Genomic DNA, 20,874 nt, shown 5'->3' on the forward strand with positions numbered 1-20,874 from the left:
GGGTGAGCACCGCGTCAAGCGCACGCGCCCGAAATCGAGCGCGGCGGTCGATCGCTTCGTCGCCGCCCGGCCGGGCGGCGACGGCGCAAGCACCGCCGCCTCACCCGACGAGTGCGCTGCTGCGGCAGCGCCGCCGAGTACCGCTGTTGTTGTCGCGTCTGTGACACGCACCGCGACCGCGGCTTCATTGGCGAGCGCCGCTGCCGCGCGACCCTTCACGGCAAGCAAGGCTGCGGCGCTCGCGCAGACCGGCGGGATCGAACCCGATGTTTGCCGGCACGTCCGCGCCCGGCGTGCGCTCGGCCTGAACGGCGTGCTTTGGTGGAGCTGGGCGCTGCTGTTCGTGCAGGCTTTCTGGTGCGCCCACACCGGTGACGCCGCAGCCGTTCGGGGCGTCGGCCATGCCGGCATGTTGCTGAGCATTTTCGTGATGCTGCCCGCGCTGTGCTTGTGGCGCTGGTGGCCGCGCCCGGCCGAGATGGGCGCGGCACTGCGCGCCGACCCGCAGATCCGGCACATCAAGATCTTGATGAACAGCAGCCTGAACGAAGATGCCGTGCGCTCGCGTTTCGATCAATACGACAGCTTTCTTCGTAAGCCTTACAACATCGACGTGGCGCTGAAGGTGATCGCCTCGCTGTTGGGCTGAGGCTTTGTCCCGCCTGCGGGGTCGGACGCCGCAGCCGTTGCGATAGCCAAGGCACTCGCGGCCGGAAATGTGGTTGTGCAGCCGCCTACAGTTGCGAGCCCAGCAGGGACGCCAACTGTTCCACCAGCTTTTCCTGCCATGGCCGCCGCTCCCAGGCCTGGAGCGTGACGGGCCGGGTGCGCCGCAGGTCCTGCTCGAAGATCTCGATCTGCCGCTCGGCGAAGCCGGCATGCAGCACGTTCAGGTTGGCTTCGTCGTTCAGGCTGAGCGAGCGGTTGTCGAAGTTGGTCGAGCCCACCGACACGAGCAGCGTGTCCACCACGAGCACCTTGCAGTGAAACATGGTGTCCTGGTATTCGCCGATCTCCACGCCCGCCTCGAGCAACTCGCCCCAGCGCGAGCGCGAGGCGCGGCGCACGACTTCGGCGTCGATCTCCTGGCCGGGCAGGATGATCTGCACCTTCACGCCGCGCCGTGCTGCCGCAGCGAGCGCCCGGATCGCCAGCTCGTCCGGCACGAAGTACGACGCCGAAAGATGGATGCTGCGCTCGGCCGCGGTGATGGCCATCAGGTACATCAGGCGCATGCTTTCGCTGCCGCCGGTCGGCGAGCTGCTGAACATTTGCGCGGGCTGGTCGCCGCGCGGCTGCAGCGCTGGGAAGTAAAGCTCGCCATGCAGGACGTTGCCGGTCGATTTGATCCAGTTGTCCATGAACACGGCCTGGATCTGCGCGACCACCGGGCCCTCGATGCGGAAATGCGTGTCGCGCCAGTGCTCGCCGTCCTGCGCGTTCCCGCGCCACTGGTCCGCAATGCCGACGCCGCCGGTAAAACCGACCGTGCCGTCGACAACCAGCAGCTTGCGGTGCGTCCGGTTGTTGAGGCGGCCGAAATTACTCCAGTGCGGCTCGTGATAGCGCTCGACCTCCACGCCGGCGCGCTCGAGCTCGTCGATGAAACCGTCTTCCATCTTGACGCTGCCGATCCAGTCGAGCAGCACGTGCACCTTCACGCCGGCCCGGGCGCGCTCGGTCAGCGCGTCGGCAAACTCGCGGCCGATCGTGCCTGACCAGTAGATGTAGGTTTCGAAGGTGATGCTGCTACGCGCGGCGCGGATCGCCTCCAGCATGGCCGGGAAGATCTCGTCGCCGTTGACCAGCACCTGCGTTCGGTTGCCCTCGACAAACGGTGGGCCGAGCAGCACGTCCATGGAGCGGCGGAACTGCGGCGCGTCGGTGGCGTAGAGGCGCTCGAGCTTTTCCTCGATGTGTTTTTCACCGGCGCTCAGGTTGAGCGCGAGGAAGACCACGACCAGCGTCGCGATCACGCTCAACAGGACGATCCACACGGTTCTTGTTTTCATGTTGGCATTTCGAGGCGATGTCGCCGGGCGCCGTCATGGGTGCCAGTCGCAGCAGTGGAACACGCGATCCGGGGGCGCGCATGTTCGGTTCCGCACAAAGCGGGGGGGCCGCGCACCGACCGGTGTGGGCATCGAGTGCGCGCCCGCGGCCTTGAAACCGGCGCCTGCGACCGCACAATGCCTGTCCGCGGAGGGCGGTGCTCGCCCCTTGCCGAAACTCATCTGTCGCCACGCAACCCTGTCGCCGCCATGACCAAGCAGACCCTTTCCTTCCAGGCCGAGGTGCAGCAGTTGCTGCACCTTGTGACTCACTCCCTGTATTCGAACAAGGAGATCTTCCTTCGCGAGCTGATCTCCAACGCTTCCGACGCCTGCGACAAGCTGCGTTTCGAGGCCTTGAACGACGCCGCGCTTTACGAGGACGCGCCCACGCTCGAAGTGCGCGTGAGCTTCGATGCAACGGCCCGTACCATCACCATCACCGACAACGGCATCGGCTTGTCCGAAGCGGAGGCCATCGCCAACCTGGGCACCATCGCCAAGAGCGGCACGCGCGAGTTCGTGGGCAAGCTCTCCGGCGAGCAGGCCCGGGACGCGCAGATGATCGGCCAGTTCGGCGTGGGCTTCTACAGCGGCTACATCGTCGCCGACCGCATCAGCGTCGAGTCGCGCCGCGCCGGCCTGCCGCACGAAGAAGGTGTTCGCTGGGCCAGCGCAGGTACCGGCGATTTCGAAGTCGAGACCATCACGCGGGCGGAGCGCGGCACGGCCGTGACCCTGCACCTGCGCGAAGGCGAGGACGAGTTCCTCACGCACTGGAAGCTCAAGTCGACCATCGGCAAATATTCCGACCACATCTCCTTGCCCATCCTCATGCGCAAGCAGGAATGGGACACCGAGAAGGGCGAGTACGTCGTCAAGGACGAATGGGAGACGGTCAACAAGGCCGCGGCATTGTGGTCGCGCGCCAAGAGCGACATCACCGACGCCGAATACAAGTCGTTCTACGAGCTGATCAGCCACGACAGCACGCCGCCTCTGGCCTACACCCACAACCGGGTCGAGGGCCGCAGCGAGTACACGCAGCTGCTGTTCCTGCCGGCCAAGGCGCCGGTGGACCTGTGGAACCGCGACAAGCGCGGCGGCGTCAAGCTCTACGTCAAGCGCGTCTTCATCATGGACGACGCCGAGGCGCTCATGCCGACCTACCTGCGGTTTGTCAAGGGCGTGATCGACTCGGGCGACCTGCCGCTCAACGTCTCGCGCGAGTTGCTCCAGGAAAGCCGCGACGTCAAGGCGATCCGCGAAGGCTCGACCAAGCGCGTGCTCGGCATGATCGAAGACCTGGCGAACAGCGAGGACGCCGGCAAGAAGGAGCAGTACGCTAACTTCTGGCGCGAGTTCGGCGCCGTGCTCAAGGAGGGCGTCGGTGAAGACCACGCCAACCAAGAGCGGCTGGCCAAGCTGCTGCGCTTTGCCTCCACCGAGGCCGAAGAGGGCGTGAGCTTCGCCGATTACGTGGCGCGCATGAAGGAAGGCCAGGACGCGGTCTACTACGTGACGGCCGACACGCCCGCCGCCGCGCGCCACAGCCCGCAACTCGAAATCTTCCGCAAGAAGGGCATCGAGGTGCTGCTGCTCACCGACCGCGTCGACGAGTGGATGCTGGCCCATCTGTACGAGTTCGAAGGCAAGCCGCTGCGCAGCGTCGCCAAGGGCGCCGTCGATCTCGGCGCGCTGCAGGACGAGGCCGAGAAGGAACAGGCGGGCGCAGCCGCCGAGGCCTTCAAACCGGTGCTCGAGAAGCTCAAGGAAGCACTCAAGGACAAGGCCAAGGATGTGCGCGTGACCACCCGCCTGGTCGAGTCACCGGCCTGTTTGGTCGTGGAGGAGGGCGACATGAGCGGCCACCTGGCGCGGCTGCTCAAGCAGTCGGGACAGGACGCGCCGGCGGGCCGCCCGATCCTCGAGATCAACACCGAGCATGCGCTGGTCAAGCGCCTGGACGGCAGCGAGCACTTCGACGATCTGGCGCAGGTGCTGTTCGACCAGGCGGTGCTGGCCGAAGGCGGGCACCTCGACGATCCGGCCGCCTATGTGCGGCGGATCAACAGCCTGTTGGTGAGTTGACTAGCATCGCGGCTCGGGCGCGGGCGCCGCACGGCCATGTTTCGGCTCGCGGAGGCCTTGGCTATCGCAACGGCTGCCGCGTCCGGCCGCGCGATTCAGGCCATGGCCTCGACCTGCTCGCGCAACTGCGCGATCTGTTGCGACCAATAGTTGTCGGTGCCGAACCAGGAAAACGCGGCGGGGAATGCCGGATCGTCCCAGCGCTGCGCAAGCCAGGCGCTGTGGTGCAGCATGCGCAAGGTGCGCAGCGGCTCGATGAGGGCGAGTTCGCGGCGGTCGAAGCGGCAAAAAGTTTCGTAGCCTTCGAGCAGGCTGGCCAAGGCGGCGCCGGAAGCCCGCGCGTCGCCCGGCAGCAGCATCCACAGGTCCTGCACGGCCGGGCCCATCGCCGCATCGTCGAGGTCCACGAAATGCGGCCCCTCAGGCGTCCACAGCAGGTTGCCCGGGTGGCAGTCGCCATGCAGCCGCAGCATGCGCAGGCCGTCCACGTCGCGCAGGCGCCGCTCGGCGATCTGCAGGGCTCGCTGCGACACGTCGGCCCAGGCCGCTCGCTCGCCGGGGCTGACCGTGCCCTGCTCAAGCAGCCACTCGCGCGGCGCCCAGCCGAGCGTGGCTGCATCGATCGTGCGCCGGTGCGTGAAGGTGCACTGGCTGCCGACCGTGTGCAGGCGGCCGATGAAGCGGCCGATCCATTCGAGCGTCTCGGGGTCGTCGAGCTCGGGCGCCCGTCCGGCGCGCCGCGGCGTCACCGCGAAGCGCGTGCGGCCGAGCACGGCCAGCGTGGCCGGGGTGCCGAGACAGCGCAAACCCTGGGCCGGTGATTCGGCCTGCAGCACCAGCGGTGCCACCGCCGGCACTTCGGCGGCAGCCAGTTCGAGCGCGAAGCCGTGCTCCTCGAGGATCTGCGCGTCACTCCACCGGCCCGGCCGGTAGAACTTGGCCACCACGAATCCGCCGTCCTCCAGGCCGACCTGGAACACGCGGTTCTCGTACGAGTTGAGTTGCAGCAGCCGGCCGTCGCCGTGCAGACCGGTCAGCGCCAGGGCATCGAGAACCGCATGCGGAGTGAGATCGGCGAAGGGTTGGCTCGAGGCGGCGTCGGTCATGCCGCGATGCTCTCACGCGCCTGCTCGGCGCCCGCCGCGCCGAGGCGACGCCTCGTTCGCAATGAAGCCCAAAGAGCGATCCTAAAGGGCGCGACTCGGCGTACTGCGCGGTCGGCTCGAGGCGCCTGAATCGCCGCCGAATGACGAGAAATCGGTCGCGGCGGCGTTGTCGAACCGGCTGTCAGGCGCGAAGAATGAATCCTGCGGGAAGCCTGAATCGGCCCAGCGCGTGCTGCGCTCAGCGCGGCGCGAGCGCACGGTGTCGGAGAGCGTGCTGCTGGCCTTTTGAAAATTCGGCGTGGGCGTCAGGGGAATGGGACGCGACAGCGCGCCTTGCTGGGGCAGCAGCAACAGCAGCTCGCTCACCGGCGGCAGGTTCTCCGCCAGGCAGGAAAGGTAGCGGATACGGCAGGCTTCCATCACCGCCTGTTTGATCGCGGTGACGCGCCGCGAGCGTGAGCGTCCGTTCTCGATGTCCACCACCGCGAGTACGCGACCGTTCGCACTGCACACCGCAAAGCTCACGTGCAGCGGACCGAGCAACTCGTACCAGTAGCGCACGCGCTCCGGGTCGCGGGGGTGGCACAGGCGCACCAGGGGCAACTTGGCCAGCACGATGTACTGCGGCATGGCTTCTCGCAGCACGCGCAAAGTGCGTCGCTCGTCGCTGTTGAGTACCGGGCGCGCCATCAGCGCCCATTCCTTCGGCAGGGGGCTGCGCCGGTCGCGGCGGCTCGACCAACGGCCCAGCGCGAACGCGGCGAAGCTCGCCACGCCGACGAGCAGCAGGATGAAGCCGTGGAAACCCGTCATGAAGCAAGCCCGCCGTGATCCACACCGGCGCAAGGAGCGCCGCAAATGCGAGAGGCATGCTATCCACAGGATGCCGCATCAGCACCCCCTCAATGGGGGCCGGCATGGCGCGGTGTGCGCTCACTGCGAGGCTGCGCCACCCGGCTTGGCGAGTTGCGCCTTGAGCTCACGCACAGCATCGATCAGGTGTTCGAGCCGGATCGCCTGCTGCTTGAAGCGGTAGTTGAATTCGGCGGCTTGCGTGTCGACCAGTTGCTCGAACTGGCTGGCCAGGGTGTCGGGCGGAAGCTTCAGCCAAGCGTGCGACTCGCTGCCGTCGCGCTCGACCGTTGCCCCTGCCGCCCGCGCGATCTTGAGCATCGCCGTGTTCTCGCTGAGTGCTTGGATGAACAGCGTGTCGGTGCCGCGATTGCGGGCATGCATCACCGCATGCTCGAACAGCCGGGTTCCGTAGCCCCGGCCGCGCGCCGTCTGGAGCACCGATACGCCGAATTCGACCATTGCTGGCCGGGTGGCAAGCTGCTGGGGTGGCTCGTAGGCGAGATGCGCCATGGCGATCAACTGGAGCCGGCGGTTGAAGACGCCGAAGACTTCGTCGCGCGTGAAGTCGATGCCGTCAACGTACTTCGCAATCTGCGTGTCGCTTGCCGCGTGACCGAAGCGTAAATAACGGTCGGCCGTCGCCAGTGCCTGCAGATGAGCCTTGATGCGCTCGCGGTGACGCACGCCGAGCGAGCGGATCGGCACCCAGCGAAAAGCCGTTCGCGCGGCTTCAGGACTTGAGGACGACGGTCCCTCGCTCGCTGGAAAAGATCCGGGAAGATCACTCGTAGAGTGCATGAAGCGAGTTTAAGGGTTTACCCGTAATTCTCGGTGGGTGGCCTGCAGCGGTGGTTTCAGCCGTGCGGTCTCTCGGAGTGCGGCCTCTCGAGAGCTCAAGGAAGGTGGCTTATACTCTGCGGTTTTCCGCTTTCGGTTCCGGAAAATCGCCAGTTGGTTCGCCGACTTGGTGCACTGCCTAAGAGGCCTCACAGGCCGACCCAAGCGAGACGCGCGGGTCGGGCTCCACAAGAGGCACCGACCGCAGTGATTGTCGAACCGAGTTCCCACTCAGGATAGTCATGAAAACCTTCAGCGCCAAACCGGCCGAAGTGACGCATGAGTGGTTTGTGATTGACGCAACCGACAAGGTCCTCGGAAGGGTTGCCAGCGAAGTGGCCCTCCGATTGCGCGGCAAGCATAAGCCTATCTACACGCCTCACGTCGATACCGGCGATTTCATCGTCATCGTCAACGCCGAAAAGCTCCGTGTCACGGGCAACAAGGCCAATGACAAGATCTACTACCGCCACTCGGGCTATCCGGGCGGCATCTACGCGACGAAGTTCAAGGACATGCAGGCCAAGCACCCCGGCCGCGCTCTGGAGAAGGCCGTCAAGGGCATGCTCCCGAAGGGTCCTCTGGGCTACGCGATGATCAAGAAGTTGAAGGTGTACGGCGGCGCCACGCATCCGCACACCGCCCAGCAGCCCAAGGCGCTGGTTCTTTAGGAGCGGCGATGATTGGCAATTGGAATTACGGTACCGGCCGCCGCAAGTCTTCGGTGGCGCGGGTGTTCATGAAGAAGGGCACCGGCCAGATCATGGTCAACGGCAAGACGGTCGAGCAGTACTTCGGCCGCCAGACCTCGATCATGATCGTCAAGCAGCCGCTGTTCTTGACCAACAACGTCGAAGCCTTCGACATCAAGGTCAACGTTCACGGCGGCGGCGAATCGGGTCAGGCCGGCGCAGTGCGCCACGGCGTGACGCGCGCGCTGATCGACTTCGATGCGGCCCTGAAGCCCGAGCTCAGCCGGGCCGGTTTCGTGACGCGCGATGCGCGCGAAGTCGAGCGCAAGAAGGTGGGCCTGCACGGCGCACGCCGTCGCAAGCAGTTCAGCAAGCGCTGAGCCTCGCAGACCGTTTTACGAGAACAAATGCCGCCTTCGGGCGGCATTTCTTTTCGAGGTTTGCACCGGGTTACCGTTGCACATTCACGTTTGCCGTGCAGGGCTGCTTCCTAGAATGAACCATTCTTTTCAAGCACCCGTATGCGCTGGAAGCTCTTGCGTCGCCGTCTTTCGATCAGTGCTCCGCGCATGATCGTGCGCAGCCACGCACCGTGGCCGCTGCGTTGGGCGATGGCGGCGTTGGTCCTGGGATTTTCGGCGGCGCTGGCGCTGTGGGCGTTCGAGTTCGGCAAAGGCATTGCCGGGCTCGATCTCGGCGCGCCGGTCGGCCCCATGGTGCTCGGCAGTGAGATCGAGCAGTTGCGCAGTGAGCGTGACAAGGCACAGAGCATCGCCAACACCGCTGAGAGCTTGCTCATGGCCGAGCGAACGAGCCTGGAGCGCTTGGCCGATCAGGTGCGCTCGCTCGAGGCCGAAAATTCGGCCCTCAAGGGTGATCTGGGGTTCTTCGAACGGCTGCTGCCCACCGGCAAGGGCAGCCTGGTCGTGCGCGGTGCGCAGGCCGAGGTGGTCGGCGCCGGCCAACTGCGTTTCCAGTTGCTGGTCATGCAAAAGGGGAAATCGCCGAGTGAATTCAAGGGCCGGTACGAGTTGAGCCTGCGCGGGCAGCTGGACGGCAAAGCGTGGACGCAGGCCGTCAAGGCAGGGGGACGGCCGCTGCAGTTCCGCCAGTACCAGCGTGTCGATGGGATGCTGGAATTCCCCGGGCCGGCAGTGGTGCAGACCGTGCATGTCAGGGTCGTCGACGGCCAGGGCGGCGTGCGCGCCAGCCAGGACATTCATCTTTGAGCAGCGGCCGGCTGCCGCATCTACATTGGAGAGACAAGATGTTCGGAACACGCAAGCAACCGCCCATTCGCACCCTCATCGGCGAGGGCACGGTGCTGGAGGGAGAAATCCGCTACAGCGAGGGCCTGCGCATCGACGGCCGAGTGGTCGGCAACGTGATCGCGATCGGCGACGAGCCCAACCTCCTGGTGATCGGCGAGAAAGCCTCGATCACCGGGCGGGTCAAGGCCGGTCACGTGATCGTCAATGGCGAGGTTTGCGGTCCTGTCGATTCGAGCGAGTTGCTGGAACTGCAGCCCAAGGCACGCATCGAAGGCAATGTTCGCTACGCGCGCCTCGAGATGCACCAAGGCGCACAGGTGCACGGCGAATTGCGTCCGCAGGCCGCGCAGGACAAGCCTGCTGTGGTCAAACTGGCACCGGCGCCCGGGTTGTCGGCCCTGGGCCACAATACCCGGGTGGCGGGCGACCGCCAAACGAAGGAGACATGATGAGTGCCGTTGCAGAAAACATTGCCACCGAATTGCCGCCCGTTCCGATCGTCTTCACCGACAGCGCTGCGGGCAAGGTCAAGCAGCTGGTCGACGAGGAGGGCAACCCCGAACTGAAACTGCGCGTTTTCGTGCAGGGCGGCGGCTGCTCGGGGTTCCAGTACGGTTTCACCTTCGACGAGATCGTCAACGACGACGACACGAAGATGGAAAAGAACGGCGTGATGCTGTTGATCGATGCCATGAGCCTGCAGTACCTGGCCGGTGCCGAGATCGATTACAAGGAAGATCTGGAAGGTGCGCAGTTCGTGATCAAGAACCCGAACGCGACCAGCACCTGCGGCTGCGGTTCGAGCTTCTCGGCATAGAAACGCTCGCTGGATCAGGGGGAACGCGGCCGTAGCGCATGCGCCGCCGCTGAACGCCGCCTGCGGGCGGCCTTTTCTTTGGAGCGACGGCGTTGCGCCGGTCAGGCCGGGTACAACGCGCCCAACAAGCGCGGACCGCGAGCCCCGGTCACCGCGCTCAGGTTGCCGGGCTCGCCGCGCAGATGGGCGCGCGCCAGCCACGCAAAGGCGGCGGCCTCCACGTGCAGAGGCGCCAAGCCTCGCGAGGCGGTCGATTCGATATGGAACTGGGGCAGCGCCTGCGCCAGGCGGCGCATCAGTTCGTCGTTGAGCGCACCGCCGCCGCAGACCAGCAGTTCGCGCGCTCGGGGCAGATGTCGATGTACACCGTCCGCAACCGTGCGCGCGGTCAGCTCGCACAGGGTGGCCTGAACGTCCCGCGCGGAGGCGGAGGGTTGGCCGGCCAGCAGGGCGTCGAGCCAGTCGGCATGGAAATCATCGCGGCCGGTGCTTTTAGGCGGCGACAGTGCGAAGTACGGATCGCGCAGCGCGGCGTCGAGCAACGCCGGCAGCACTTGGCCTTGGGCGGCCCACCGGCCGCGGTCGTCGAAGGCGGCGCCGCGATGACGCAGGCACCACAGGTCCATCAATGCGTTGCCGGGGCCGCAGTCGAAGCCGCGCACTGCGCCGTCGGCACCCAGCAGGCTGAGGTTGGCAATGCCGCCGATGTTGGCGACGGCGATGTCTTGGCCGGCGCACGCGAACTGCGCATTGTGGAAGGCCGGCACGAGGGGCGCACCCTGACCGCCGGCGGCGAGATCGCGGCTGCGAAGATCGGCCACCACGGCAATACCCGTCAGCTCGGCCAGCAGCGCCGGCGCATTGAGCTGTAGCGTGTAGCCGGTGCCGTCGAACTGGCCGGGACGATGACGCACCGTCTGGCCGTGTGCGCCGATCGCGCGCACTGCTCGGCCCGGTGCCGCCTCGCACAGCGCTGTTACCACCTCGCTGTACACCCGCGTCAGCGCGTTGGCGGCCAGAGCGGCCCGGTGCAACTCGTTGTCGCCGGGCGTGTTGAGCGCCAGCAGTTCGCCCCGCAGGGCCGGGTCGAACGGGCGATGCGCATGCGCCAGCACTTGCGCCCGACCGTCGGGAAAGGCGGCGAGCACGCCGTCGGCGCCATCGAGCGAGGTGCCGGACATCAGGCCGATGAAGAGCTCGTCCATCGTTCAGTCGTCTTGTGGACGGACATGAAAAAGCCCGCCGCGGCGGGCCGGTTGCCGCATCGGGTGCATCACTCGAACGACGCCTCGGCGATGGCCGGGGCTGCGGCAAGGTGCGCACGCGCCGCCTCGGCGACTTCGGCGAAACGAATGCGGGAAGCCGGCGACAGCGTCAACGCTTCGGACTGGCGCGCAATCGTCATCGGATCGATGTGCTCACCACGCACGCGGAACTCGAAGTGCAAGTGTGGCCCCGTGGCCCAGCCGGTGGCACCGACCGCGCCGATGCGCTCGCCTTGTTCGACCTTCTGACCGCGACGCACGGTCATCTGGCTGAGGTGGGCGTAGCGCGTTTCGCGGTCGCCGGCGTGCTTGACGATGACGATGTTGCCGTAGCCGCCCTGGCGGCCGGCGAAGTCGACCACGCCCTCGCCAACCGTGCGCACCGGCGTGCCGGTCGGTGCACCGTAATCCACGCCCAGGTGGGCTCGCCAGCTTTTCAAGATGGGGTGAAAGCGCATCTGGAAGCCGGAGGTGACGCGCGAAAAGGCCATCGGCGAGGGCAGGAACATGCGCTTCTTGCTGCGTCCATCCAGACCGAAGTAGCCGCCTTTCGCTTTGCCGCCGGCCGCCGGTTCCTCGAACCAGACCGCGTCGTGCACTTCGCCGGCATTGACGAATTCGGCCGCCAGCACGCGGCCTGAGGCCTGATTCCAGGTGATCGGCTCGCCGTCCGCCGTAAGCGCTTCGTAAAGCACCGTGAAGGTATCGCCGCGGCGCAGTTCGCGACGGAAATCGATGTCGGTGGAAAACAGTTCGGCCAGCTGCGCCGTCACCGGCTCCGGCAGCCGTGATTCATCGGCCGCGGCGAACAAGGAAGTCTGGATCGTGCCCGAGCCCAGCTTGGCTTCGCTGGCCAGCGGCACCTGCTCGCTGCGGGTCTTGAGTCCGAGCGCGTCTCGAGTGAGGGTCAGGCGGGTGAAGTGCGTGCTGAACTGCGCATCGGACTCTGCCGGCGAGCGAGCCACCAACTGCGAGAGCCGGCCTTCGTGGGTCAGCACTTGCACCATCTTGCCGGCACGGCCCTCGAGCAGGCGGCGTGCGATGGCGTCGGTGCGCAAGAAGGCGGCGGCCTGCGGATCGTCCACGCCCAGGCGACGCAGCAGGCTGTCGGCGGTGTCGCTATTGCGTGTGAGGTCGTTGCGGTAGAGCTCGAGCGCATGCGTTTCGAGCGCTTGCAACTGCGCGTCGAGTGCCGCGGGCAGGATGCTTTGCGTGACGATGCTGCGCGGCAGGTCGGCGGCGTCCGGTGCCAGCGGGACCACGCCGAAGGCCGTAACGCCCGTGCCCAGCAAGAGGGCGACGACAACGGCGGTAAGACGGCGGGGATGGCGTTGCAACAGGGAGTCGGTGCGCCGGATGAAGCGCTGAACGGATGATGAGGTGTTCAAAGCCGGCAATCCCGAAATGCACCGCAGCGAACGCCGTTCGGCGCAGCAGGGCGGTATGTGAATGTGTGAGCTGTAACGGCGGGGAACAGGGCCTCCCCTAGAATCTTCGTCACGGCGCTGACACGCGATTGTAGTGGCGGCTTACTGCAGGACCGCTGCGGAAACCTCAAAACCGCCTCTATGACCCTCCCCGCTGCTCGGGTTCCTGCCTCACGCGGCATGGCGCCGCCCCCCTCCGACGCACGTTTTCCCGTCACGGAAGGGGTGCTTGCTGCCATGGCGATCAGTCTCAGAGGCTGCGACGAGTTGCTGCCTCAGGAGGACTGGCGACACAAGCTCGCTCGTTCCGAAGCAACGGGCGAGCCTTTGCGAATCAAGCTGGGTTTCGACCCGACGGCTCCGGACATTCACCTCGGCCACACCGTCGTTCTGAACAAGCTGCGCCAACTCCAGGATCTCGGCCACCAGGTCGTTTTCCTGATCGGCGATTTCACCTCGATGATCGGCGACCCGTCCGGGCGAAACGCCACCCGCCCCCCCCTGACTCGGGAGCAGATCGAGGCCAATGCGCAGACCTACTATCGGCAGGCCAGCCTCGTCCTTGAGCCTTCGAAAACCGAGATCCGCTACAACTCCGAGTGGAGCGATCCGCTCGGTGCCCGCGGCCTGATCCAGCTCGCCTCTCGCTACACCGTGGCCAGGATGATGGAGCGCAACGACTTCCACGATCGCTTCAAGGCCGGCTCGCCGATCAGCGTGCACGAGTTCCTCTATCCGCTCATGCAAGGCTACGATTCCGTGGCTTTGAGAAGCGACCTCGAGCTCGGCGGCACCGACCAGAAGTTCAATCTTCTCGTCGGCCGCCACCTGCAGGCCGAATACGGCCAGGAGCCGCAGTGCATCCTGACCATGCCGCTGCTGGAAGGCCTCGACGGCGTTGAAAAGATGTCGAAGAGCAAGAACAACTACATCGGCATCGCCGAGCCGGCCAACAGCATGTTCGCCAAGCTGCTGTCGATCAACGATGAACTGATGTGGAAGTACTTCGCCTTGCTCAGTTTCACGAGCGAGGCCGACATCGCCGGGCTGAAGGCCGAGATCGGCGGCGGCCGCAACCCGAAGGACGCCAAGGTGATGCTCGCCAGAGAGGTGACAGCACGCTTTCACGGCACTGCAGCGGCGGACGCGGCCGAACAGGATTTTCAGAACCGCGCGCGCGGCGGTGTGCCGGATCAGCTTGACGAGCGCCGGCTCTCGGGCGCTCCGCTGGCAATCGGCACTTTGCTCAAGCAGGCCGGGCTGGCGCCCTCGACCAGCGAGGCGCTGCGACTGGTGGAGCAGGGAGGCGTGCGCATCGACGGTAGCGCAGTGAGCGACAAGGCCCTGAAGCTGACGGCCGGCACGTATGTCGTGCAGGTCGGCAAGCGCAAGTTCGCGCGGGTGCTGCTCTCGTGAAGCCGCCGAGGCCTCGCCCGCGCCGCGGGACGCGGCAGCCGTTGCGCAGTAAGGCACCCGCGAGCCGGAACCTGGTGAAGCAGCCGTCTCGGGTCGCTCGCCGGCCGGCATCGATCGCCGCGTTGTCCCTTCGCGCCGGCTGAGTCACCACAGCGCAAAGCCGGCGATGCAAGTGCACAGCCTTCTGCGCTGGGCGATCGCGGTGGCGCTGGCCACCATCGCGCTGAAGTTCGGGGCGTGGTGGATCACCGGCTCGGTCGGCTTGCTGTCGGACGCGATGGAGTCCTTCGTCAACCTCGCCTCGGCCGGCTTCGCACTGGCCATGGTGACGATCGCGCAGCGTCCCGCCGACGCCGACCATCCCTCAGGCCACAGCAAGGCGGAGTACTTCTCCAGCGGGTTCGAGGGCCTGCTCATCGTCGGCGCGGCGGTCGCTATCGTGTGGGCCGCCACCTTGCGCTGGATGGCGCCCCAGCCTTTGCAGGCGCTCGGGCTGGGCCTGGCGCTTTCGCTCGTCAGCGCGGCGCTCAACGGCTTGCTGGCCTGGCGCATGCTCGTCGGCGCGCGCGAGCACCGCTCCATCGTGCTGGAGGCCGATGCTCGCCACCTGTTCACCGACGTCTGGACGACCTGCGGCGTGGTGGCCGGCCTGCTCGGTGTCATGGCCACCGGCTGGCTCTGGCTGGATCCGCTGCTGGCGATCGCGGTCGCCCTGAACATCCTGCGCGAAGGCGGGCACCTGGTGCGCCGTTCGGTCGAAGGGTTGATGGACAGTGCGGTCGAGCCCGATGTGCGGGCTCGCATCGATCGCACCCTGGCGCGGTTCGCGGATCCGCCGATCCGCTTTGACCATCTGGTGACGCGGCGCGCGGGCCAGCGCCGCTTCGTCGATCTGCACATGCACATGCCCACCGGCTGGTCGCTGGGCCGCGCCGCGACCTTGCGCGGCGCGGTCGAACAGGCGCTGCTCAGCGAAGTGCCGGGGCTGCGGGTGTCGATCCAGATGCTGCCGCTCGACGTCGAGGCGCAGCAGGCCGAGGAATTCACGGAACCGGCGCCGTGATTGCCCTGCTGCAGCGAGTGCGCGAGGCGAAAGTCGAGGTCGATGGCGGGGTGGTCGGCGCGATCGGTCCTGGGCTGCTCGTGCTGGTCTGCGCCGAGATCGGCGATGGCGACGCGCAAGCCGAGCGGCTGGTCGACAAGTGCCTGAAGCTGCGCATCTTCGCCGACGACGCCGGCAAGATGAACCGCAGCGTGCAGCAACTGCGCGGTCCGGGCGGCGAGCCGACCGGCGGGCTGCTCATCGTTTCGCAGTTCACGCTGGCCGCCGACACACGCGCGGGCAACCGGCCGAGTTTCACGCGCGCTGCGCCGGCAGCGCTGGGCCGCCGGCTCTACGATCACGTGGTGGCGTGCGCGCGGGAACGCCATCCGCTCGTCGAAGCCGGCGTGTTCGGCGCCGACATGCAGGTGCACCTCGTGAACGACGGTCCGGTCACCGTCCCGCTCGTGATCGCCAACGAAGAGGTCAGGCCATGACGACGACAAACCCGGTGCTGGTGGAAGTGATGCGCGGCGGCGCGGTCGAGTCGATCCACCGCGGCGCACTGGCGGTGCTCGATGCGGACGGCACCATTGCCTGCTCGCTCGGGGACACCACGCGGCCGATCTTTCCGCGCTCCGCTGTCAAGTCGCTGCAGGCGCTGGTGCTGGTGGAAAGCGGCGCGGCCGATCGCTTGCGGCTCGGCGACGAGGCGCTGGCGCTGGCCTGCGCCTCGCACAACGGCGAGCCGGATCACACGCGGGTTGCGGCCGACATGCTCGCCAGCGTGGGGCAGGGTGCCGACGTGCTCGAATCCGGCGTTCACTGGCCGGCTCTCGACAGCGCGCAGCGGGATCTGGCTGCGCGCGGGGAGAGGCCGAATGCGCTGCACAACAACTGCTCCGGCAAGCATGCCGGCTTTGTCTGCCTGGCCTGCGTGATGGCCTCGGAGGCCGGGCACGAGCCGCGCAGCTGGCTCGGCGGCTATGTCTCGCCGGAGCATTCGCTGATGCGGGAGGTCACCGCTGCACTGGCGGGCATCACCGGCGCCGACCTCGATCGCGCCCCCCGCGGGACCGACGGCTGCTCGATCCCCACCTACGGCATCGCATTGCGTGCGCTCGCGCTCGGCTTCGCGCGCCTGGGCACCGGCATCGGGCTGGCGCCTGAGCGGGCGTGGGCGGCGCAAAGACTGCGAACGGCGGTCGCGGCGCACCCCTTCATGGTCGCCGGCACCGGACGCTTCGATACGCTGGTCATGCAGCGGCTGGGCGCGCGCGCCTTCGTCAAGGTGGGGGCCGAGGGCGTGTATTGCGCCGCGCTTCCGGAGCGCGGCCTGGGCGTGGCGCTGAAGATCGACGACGGCAGCACCGCCCGCGCCGCCGAGGTGGTGATGGCCGCTACCATCGAGGTGCTGGTTGCGCTGAGTGACGACGAACGGACGTTCATGCGCGCATTCAGCGAAACTGCGATGCTCAACTGGAACGGCCTCGAGGTCGGCGGCTTGCGCGCCAGCGCTGCCTTGCGCAGCGCGCTGGTAGCCGGTGCGCCGCCGTGAGCGGCCCGCGCAGCCGTACGAGTCGTCCCTGCTCGATTCCCTTGCGTAAGGTGCGTGCGGGTAGCGCCTCACAAGAGCCCCGGACATAAAAAGAGCCACTCGAAGAGTGGCTCGAAGGAACGAGGAGCGATGAAAACTTTGCGGCAGTCGAAGCCTGCGCGGCTTGTCAGCCGGTCCCGCTGGCGGTCAGCCCGGCGGGATCGGCCGGCAGGCGGTATCAGTCAGCGTACTGGCCAGCGGCCTTGATGACCGGGACCCACTTGGCGGTCTCGGACTCGACCCACTTCCGGTGCTCGGCCGGGCTGGTGCGCTCATCGGTCACGATGACGGCGCCGAGCGCCTCTTCTCGCTTGATGAACTCCGGATCCTTGAGCGCGGCCTTCAACGCAGTGTTGAGCTTGTCGAGCACCGGCTTGGGCGTTCCCTGGGGCGCGTACAGACCGTGCCAGATGCTGACGTTGAAGCCCTTCATGCCCGACTCGTCGAGCGTGGGCAGCTTGGCCAGTTCCGGGGTGGTCAGGCGCTGGGCCGTGGTCACTGCGAAGGCCTTGACCTTGCCGCCGGCGATCTGCGGCGTGGTGTTGGTGCTCTGGTCGCACATGATGTCGACCTGACCGCCGATGAGGTCGGTCATCGCGGGGGCGGTGCCCTTGTAGGGCACAGTCTGCATTTCGACCCCGAGCGTCTTCTGGAACATCAGGCCGCACAAGTGCGATGCCGCGCCGAGGCCGGCGTTGGCGAGGTTGATCTTGCCCTCGTTGGCCTTGAGCCACTTGGTCAGTTCAGCGTAGTTGTCGGCGGGCAAGGTCGGCCTGCTGATCAAGGTCATCGGCACTTCGTTGATGAGGCCGACGTGCTCGAAATCGGCGACCTTGTACTGAATGTTGCGGTACAGCCCGGGAGCGGTCGCCATGCCGATGTGATGCAGCAGCAGCGTGTAGCCGTCCGGGGTGGCCTTGGCGGTCCGGGTGGCGCCGAGCGTGCCGCCGGCACCGCCGACGTTTTCGATGACGATGGTGGCGCCGCCCAGGGGCTTGCGCATGGCCTCGGCGAAATCGCGCGCGACTTTGTCGGTCGGGCCGCCGGCCGAGAACGGCACGATGAGGGTGATCGGCTTTTCGGGGTACTCGGCAAGTGCGCCGGTGGCGGCAAGGGCCAGGGCAGAGGCGATCAGCAAGCGGTTCATGGAGGGTGCTCCTTCAGCAAGTCGTTGAGTGACGAGACCATGCTAAGACCCTCACTCGGGGGAACCATGCCGGAAACTACGTAAGCAACGGCCCGGGGAGGGCGCACTCAAGCGGATGCCTGCGAGGGCTCCGGCAGATGCTCCGCGAGCACGCGTGCAACGTGCAGCGCACTGCGCTGTGAGCCGTCTTGTATCTGGTGGCGGCAGCTGGTCCCGTCGGCGACGATCAGCGCGTCGGGCGCGGCGCGTACCGCGGGCAGCAGAGACAGTTCTGCCATCTGCATCGACACCGCAAGGTGCTCGGCTTCGTAGCCGAAGCTGCCGGCCATGCCGCAACAGGAGCTTTCGATCAGCTGCGGCTCGGCGCCCGGAATCAGCCGCAGCACTTCGAGCACCGGCGGCATGGCGTCGAACGCCTTCTGGTGGCAGTGGCCATGCACGAGCATGGCCTGCGTGGCGGGCCGCAGGCTCAGCTCGAAGCGGCCGGCGCGCACCTCCCGCGCAATGAACTCCTCAAGCAGCAGCGCCTGGCCGGCCACCACGACGGCGGCTTCGCCCAGGCCCATGACCAGGAACTCGTCGCGCAGGGTGAGCAGGCACGAGGGCTCCAGGCCGACGATGGCGATGCCGCGCTGCGCGAAGGGCAGCAGGGCATCGAGCAGTTCGCGAGCCTTTGCCCTGGCCTCCTCGACCATGCCGGCCGCCAGATAAGTGCGGCCGCAGCAGTGATGGCCGCCCGACTTGTGCGTCACGTACACCGCATAGCCGGCGGCACGCAGCACCTGCAGAGCCGCCAGCGCGTTCTCGGTCTCGAAGCTGCCGTTGAAGGTGTCGACGAACAGCACCACCGCCTTCTCGGCGGCGAGCGCTTCGTCGCGGGTGGCGATCGGCAGCGAAGGCGCGCGCCGCCAGAAGCTGTCGCGGCGGAATTGCGGCAGGCGGCGCTTGGCCGCAAGGCCGAGCCAGCGTTCGCTCAAGTGCGCGGCGCCGGGCAGGCGGTCGCGCAGGTTGGCGAGCCAGGGCACGCGGTCGGCCCAGTGCGCGAGCTCGGGCAGGGCGGCGACGAGCCGGTCTTTCAGGCGCGAGCCATGCCGTGCGCGGTATTGCGCGGCGAACTCGAGCTTCATCTTCGCCATGTCGACGCCGGTCGGGCAGTCGCGCTTGCAGCCCTTGCAGCCCACGCAAAGATCGAGGGCTTGTTTCACCGCTTCGCTGGTGAAACTGCCCTCGACCTCGGGTCGAGGGGCGACAGGGCTGCTCCCTCCCCCGGCGCCTCCCTCCAAGAGGGAGGGGAGCTGGCCGGCGCGCTTCGCATCGGGACCGGTCCCGTGCGAGGCAGGCGGGAGCAGTTGCCCGGAGAGCGCCAGGCGCAGCGTATTCGCGCGGCCGCGGGTGCTGTGCACTTCGTCGCGCGTGACGCGAAAGCTGGGGCACATGGTGCCGGCGTCGAACTTGCGGCAATGGCCGTTGTTGTTGCACATCTCGACGGCCTTGGCGAGGCCGCCGGTGTTGTCGCCGCCGGTGCCCGGCGCGGTGGTCTTTTCGGTGAGGGGATCGTTCTGCACGTTCCATGCCGACCAGTCGAACACCGGCTTCAGCGGGATGGTCCTGTAGCCGGGCGGGTAGCGGAACAGGCTGGCGTCGTCCATCTTCGGCGGATCGACGATCTTGCCGGGGTTCATCAGATTGCCGGGATCGAGATGCTGCTTGATCGCGCGAAAGGCTTCGTCGATCCGAGGGCCGAACTGCCACTTGATCCACTCGCCGCGGCACAGGCCGTCGCCGTGCTCGCCGCTGTAGGCGCCCTTGTACCGGCGCACCAGCGCGGCGGCTTCCTCGGCGATGGCGCGCATCTTCTTCGCGCCGCCCTGGCGCATGTCGAGAATGGGCCGCACGTGCAGCGTGCCGACCGAGGCGTGCGCATACCAGGTGCCGCGCGAGCCGTGGCGGGCGAACACCTCGGTGAGCGCGTCGGTGTACTCGGCCAAATGCACGAGCGGCACGGCGCAGTCCTCGATGAAGCTGACCGGCTTGCCGTCGCCCTTGAGGCTCATCATGATGTTGAGGCCTGCCTTGCGCACTTCCCACAGCGCCTTTTGCGCTGCGTCGTCGCGCAGTTCGACCACGCTGCCCGGCAGGCCCAGGTCGCCCATCAACTCCCCCAGCTGCGCGAGCTTGGGCAGCAGCGCGGCCTTGTCCTCGCCGCTGAACTCGACCAGCAGGATCGCTTCGGGCGCGCCGATCAGCGCCGCCTCGATGGTCGGCCGAAAGGCCGGGTTCTCGCGCGAGAGCTCGATCATGGTGCGATCGACCAACTCCACGGCGGTCGGCTGCAGCCTGACGATGTGCTGCGCCGAATCCATCGCCGCATGAAAGCTCGGAAAGTTGACGACGCCCAGCAGCTTGGCCTTGGGCAGCGGACTGAGCTTGAGTTTGAGTGAGCGCGTGAAGGCCAGCGTGCCCTCGGCCCCGACCAGCAGGTGCGCCAGGTTGACGCTGCCGTCGCCGGTGTAAGGCCGTTCGCTTTGCGGCCGGAAGATGTCGAGGTTGTAGCCGCCCACGCGGCGCATTACCTTGGGCCACAGCGTGTCGATCTCGGCCGTGTGCTGCTCGGCCAGGCCGCGCACGAAGTCGGCGATCCGGCGCTCCGTGGGGCCGAGCGTGGCGAGCGGGCCGAACGAGACCTCGCTGCCGTCGGCCAGCCAGGCGTCGATGCCCAGCACGTTGTGCACCATGTTGCCGTAGGCGATGGAGCGCGAGCCGCAGGAGTTGTTGCCGGCCATGCCGCCGAGCGTGGCCTGGGCGCTGGTCGAGACATCGACCGGGAACCACAGGCCGTCGCGCTTGAGCTCGGCGTTGAGGTGGTCGAGCACGAGGCCGGGTTCGACCTGCGCTGTCATCGCCTCGCGATCGATGGCGATCAGGCGGCGCAGGTACTTGCTGGTGTCGATGACCAAAGCCGCGCCGGTCGTCTGGCCGCACTGCGACGTTCCGCCGCCGCGCGGCAGCAAGGGTGCGTTCAAGGAGCGGGCGATGTCGATCGCGATGGCGACGTCCTGCGGCGTCTTCGGCACGAACACGCCCACGGGGAGGGCCTGATAGATCGATGCGTCGGTCGCATAACGGCCGCGCGAGGCCGCATCGAACAACACTTCGCCCTGCGTCTCCAGTGCCAGGCGGCGGCCCAGCTCGGCGGCTTCTGCCGTGCCGGGGCTCATGCGCCTGACGGCGGAGGGCGCAGGAGCCGGCCCGCTCAGCGC

19 protein-coding genes are annotated in these 20,874 nt (G+C 67.2%); 11 read left to right on the plus strand and 8 right to left on the minus strand.

What is annotated here, in order from left to right:
• The coding region (locus H0W38_RS02525) for a hypothetical protein (protein ID WP_292450946.1) at window positions 1–649 on the plus strand (649 nt) is incomplete at its 5' end.
• Between the two features lie 85 nt (window positions 650–734).
• Here H0W38_RS02525 and cls read toward each other — a convergent pair.
• Window positions 735–2,012: a cardiolipin synthase gene (cls, locus tag H0W38_RS02530; protein ID WP_292450948.1), complete on the minus strand. Its 1,278-nt coding sequence runs from the start codon at window positions 2,010–2,012 to the stop codon at window positions 735–737.
• A gap of 249 nt (window positions 2,013–2,261) precedes the next feature.
• Between cls and htpG the strand changes: the two genes are divergently transcribed.
• Entirely contained in the window at window positions 2,262–4,142 is a 1,881-nt protein-coding gene (htpG, locus tag H0W38_RS02535) for a molecular chaperone HtpG (protein WP_292450949.1), read from the plus strand.
• A 95-nt stretch (window positions 4,143–4,237) separates the two neighbouring features.
• Here htpG and H0W38_RS02540 read toward each other — a convergent pair whose 3' ends face one another.
• From H0W38_RS02540 to H0W38_RS02550, 3 genes are all read right to left on the minus strand, one after another.
• Window positions 4,238–5,248 (minus strand): serine/threonine protein kinase, encoded by a 1,011-nt coding sequence (locus tag H0W38_RS02540; protein WP_292450950.1) that lies wholly within the window; start codon window positions 5,246–5,248, stop codon window positions 4,238–4,240.
• Between the two features lie 81 nt (window positions 5,249–5,329).
• Window positions 5,330–6,061: a DUF2726 domain-containing protein gene (locus tag H0W38_RS02545; RefSeq protein WP_292450951.1), complete on the minus strand. Its 732-nt coding sequence runs from the start codon at window positions 6,059–6,061 to the stop codon at window positions 5,330–5,332.
• Between the two features lie 120 nt (window positions 6,062–6,181).
• Window positions 6,182–6,808 carry an N-acetyltransferase family protein gene (locus H0W38_RS02550; RefSeq protein WP_367161568.1) on the minus strand — a complete coding sequence of 209 codons (627 nt, stop codon included), beginning with the start codon at window positions 6,806–6,808 and terminating at the stop codon, window positions 6,182–6,184.
• Window positions 6,809–7,182: 374 nt separating this feature from the next.
• Between H0W38_RS02550 and rplM the strand changes: the two genes are divergently transcribed.
• The 5 genes from rplM (at window position 7,183) to erpA (ending at window position 9,720) form a co-directional block, all read left to right on the plus strand.
• Entirely contained in the window at window positions 7,183–7,611 is a 429-nt protein-coding gene (gene rplM, locus H0W38_RS02555) for a 50S ribosomal protein L13 (protein WP_292445139.1), read from the plus strand.
• Between the two features lie 8 nt (window positions 7,612–7,619).
• Entirely contained in the window at window positions 7,620–8,012 is a 393-nt protein-coding gene (gene rpsI / locus H0W38_RS02560) for a 30S ribosomal protein S9 (protein ID WP_292445142.1), read from the plus strand.
• 189 nt (window positions 8,013–8,201) lie between these two features.
• On the plus strand, window positions 8,202–8,861 hold the full coding sequence (locus tag H0W38_RS02565) for a DUF6776 family protein (protein WP_292450954.1): 660 nt from the start codon (window positions 8,202–8,204) through the stop codon (window positions 8,859–8,861).
• A 38-nt stretch (window positions 8,862–8,899) separates the two neighbouring features.
• Complete coding sequence (locus tag H0W38_RS02570) at window positions 8,900–9,352, plus strand: polymer-forming cytoskeletal protein (RefSeq protein WP_292450955.1); 453 nt, start codon at window positions 8,900–8,902, stop codon at window positions 9,350–9,352.
• Complete coding sequence (gene erpA, locus H0W38_RS02575) at window positions 9,352–9,720, plus strand: iron-sulfur cluster insertion protein ErpA (RefSeq protein ID WP_292445148.1); 369 nt, start codon at window positions 9,352–9,354, stop codon at window positions 9,718–9,720. Before H0W38_RS02570 ends, erpA begins: the two co-directional genes overlap by 1 nt.
• A gap of 101 nt (window positions 9,721–9,821) precedes the next feature.
• Here the strand turns inward: erpA and H0W38_RS02580 are convergent, their stop codons facing one another.
• Window positions 9,822–10,925, minus strand: coding sequence for an anhydro-N-acetylmuramic acid kinase (locus H0W38_RS02580; RefSeq protein WP_292450956.1), 1,104 nt, complete (start codon window positions 10,923–10,925; stop codon window positions 9,822–9,824).
• A gap of 68 nt (window positions 10,926–10,993) precedes the next feature.
• Entirely contained in the window at window positions 10,994–12,373 is a 1,380-nt protein-coding gene (locus tag H0W38_RS02585; RefSeq protein WP_292450958.1) for a M23 family metallopeptidase, read from the minus strand.
• A 219-nt stretch (window positions 12,374–12,592) separates the two neighbouring features.
• On the opposite strand from H0W38_RS02585, the gene tyrS reads away from it, so the two are divergent.
• From tyrS to H0W38_RS02605, 4 genes are all read left to right on the plus strand, one after another.
• Window positions 12,593–13,828, plus strand: coding sequence for a tyrosine--tRNA ligase (gene tyrS, locus H0W38_RS02590; protein WP_292450960.1), 1,236 nt, complete (start codon window positions 12,593–12,595; stop codon window positions 13,826–13,828).
• A 166-nt stretch (window positions 13,829–13,994) separates the two neighbouring features.
• The gene (locus tag H0W38_RS02595) at window positions 13,995–14,891 is read left to right on the plus strand and encodes a cation diffusion facilitator family transporter (protein ID WP_292450962.1); all 897 of its coding nucleotides are present in this window, start codon (window positions 13,995–13,997) and stop codon (window positions 14,889–14,891) included.
• Window positions 14,888–15,367: a D-aminoacyl-tRNA deacylase gene (dtd, locus tag H0W38_RS02600; protein ID WP_292450963.1), complete on the plus strand. Its 480-nt coding sequence runs from the start codon at window positions 14,888–14,890 to the stop codon at window positions 15,365–15,367. The genes H0W38_RS02595 and dtd overlap by 4 nt, the downstream gene beginning before the upstream one ends.
• Window positions 15,364–16,428: an asparaginase gene (locus H0W38_RS02605; RefSeq protein ID WP_292450965.1), complete on the plus strand. Its 1,065-nt coding sequence runs from the start codon at window positions 15,364–15,366 to the stop codon at window positions 16,426–16,428. Before dtd ends, H0W38_RS02605 begins: the two co-directional genes overlap by 4 nt.
• A gap of 217 nt (window positions 16,429–16,645) precedes the next feature.
• Here H0W38_RS02605 and H0W38_RS02610 read toward each other — a convergent pair whose 3' ends face one another.
• Window positions 16,646–17,614 (minus strand): tripartite tricarboxylate transporter substrate-binding protein, encoded by a 969-nt coding sequence (locus H0W38_RS02610; RefSeq protein ID WP_292450966.1) that lies wholly within the window; start codon window positions 17,612–17,614, stop codon window positions 16,646–16,648.
• A 107-nt stretch (window positions 17,615–17,721) separates the two neighbouring features.
• The gene (locus H0W38_RS02615) at window positions 17,722–20,832 is read right to left on the minus strand and encodes an FAD-binding oxidoreductase (protein ID WP_292450968.1); all 3,111 of its coding nucleotides are present in this window, start codon (window positions 20,830–20,832) and stop codon (window positions 17,722–17,724) included.
• Window positions 20,833–20,874 lie beyond the last annotated feature (42 nt).

The sequence above is a fragment of the Methylibium sp. genome (assembly GCF_013817365.1).
In the GTDB taxonomy this organism is placed as follows: Bacteria; Pseudomonadota; Gammaproteobacteria; order Burkholderiales; family Burkholderiaceae_C; genus Methylibium.

What these genes read in the sequence shown, in the direction of transcription:
- cls (WP_292450948.1), bottom strand. Translation starts at nt 2,012, where the DNA reads ATGAAAACAAGAACCGTGTGGATCGTCCTGTTGAGCGTGATCGCGACG.
- htpG (WP_292450949.1), top strand. Translation starts at nt 2,262, where the DNA reads ATGACCAAGCAGACCCTTTCCTTCCAGGCCGAGGTGCAGCAGTTGCTG.
- H0W38_RS02540 (WP_292450950.1), bottom strand. Translation starts at nt 5,248, where the DNA reads ATGACCGACGCCGCCTCGAGCCAACCCTTCGCCGATCTCACTCCGCAT.
- H0W38_RS02545 (WP_292450951.1), bottom strand. Translation starts at nt 6,061, where the DNA reads ATGACGGGTTTCCACGGCTTCATCCTGCTGCTCGTCGGCGTGGCGAGC.
- rplM (WP_292445139.1), top strand. Translation starts at nt 7,183, where the DNA reads ATGAAAACCTTCAGCGCCAAACCGGCCGAAGTGACGCATGAGTGGTTT.
- rpsI (WP_292445142.1), top strand. Translation starts at nt 7,620, where the DNA reads ATGATTGGCAATTGGAATTACGGTACCGGCCGCCGCAAGTCTTCGGTG.
- H0W38_RS02565 (WP_292450954.1), top strand. Translation starts at nt 8,202, where the DNA reads ATGATCGTGCGCAGCCACGCACCGTGGCCGCTGCGTTGGGCGATGGCG.
- H0W38_RS02570 (WP_292450955.1), top strand. Translation starts at nt 8,900, where the DNA reads ATGTTCGGAACACGCAAGCAACCGCCCATTCGCACCCTCATCGGCGAG.
- erpA (WP_292445148.1), top strand. Translation starts at nt 9,352, where the DNA reads ATGAGTGCCGTTGCAGAAAACATTGCCACCGAATTGCCGCCCGTTCCG.
- H0W38_RS02580 (WP_292450956.1), bottom strand. Translation starts at nt 10,925, where the DNA reads ATGGACGAGCTCTTCATCGGCCTGATGTCCGGCACCTCGCTCGATGGC.
- tyrS (WP_292450960.1), top strand. Translation starts at nt 12,593, where the DNA reads ATGGCGCCGCCCCCCTCCGACGCACGTTTTCCCGTCACGGAAGGGGTG.
- H0W38_RS02595 (WP_292450962.1), top strand. Translation starts at nt 13,995, where the DNA reads ATGCAAGTGCACAGCCTTCTGCGCTGGGCGATCGCGGTGGCGCTGGCC.
- H0W38_RS02605 (WP_292450965.1), top strand. Translation starts at nt 15,364, where the DNA reads ATGACGACGACAAACCCGGTGCTGGTGGAAGTGATGCGCGGCGGCGCG.
- H0W38_RS02610 (WP_292450966.1), bottom strand. Translation starts at nt 17,614, where the DNA reads ATGAACCGCTTGCTGATCGCCTCTGCCCTGGCCCTTGCCGCCACCGGC.
- H0W38_RS02615 (WP_292450968.1), bottom strand. Translation starts at nt 20,832, where the DNA reads ATGAGCCCCGGCACGGCAGAAGCCGCCGAGCTGGGCCGCCGCCTGGCA.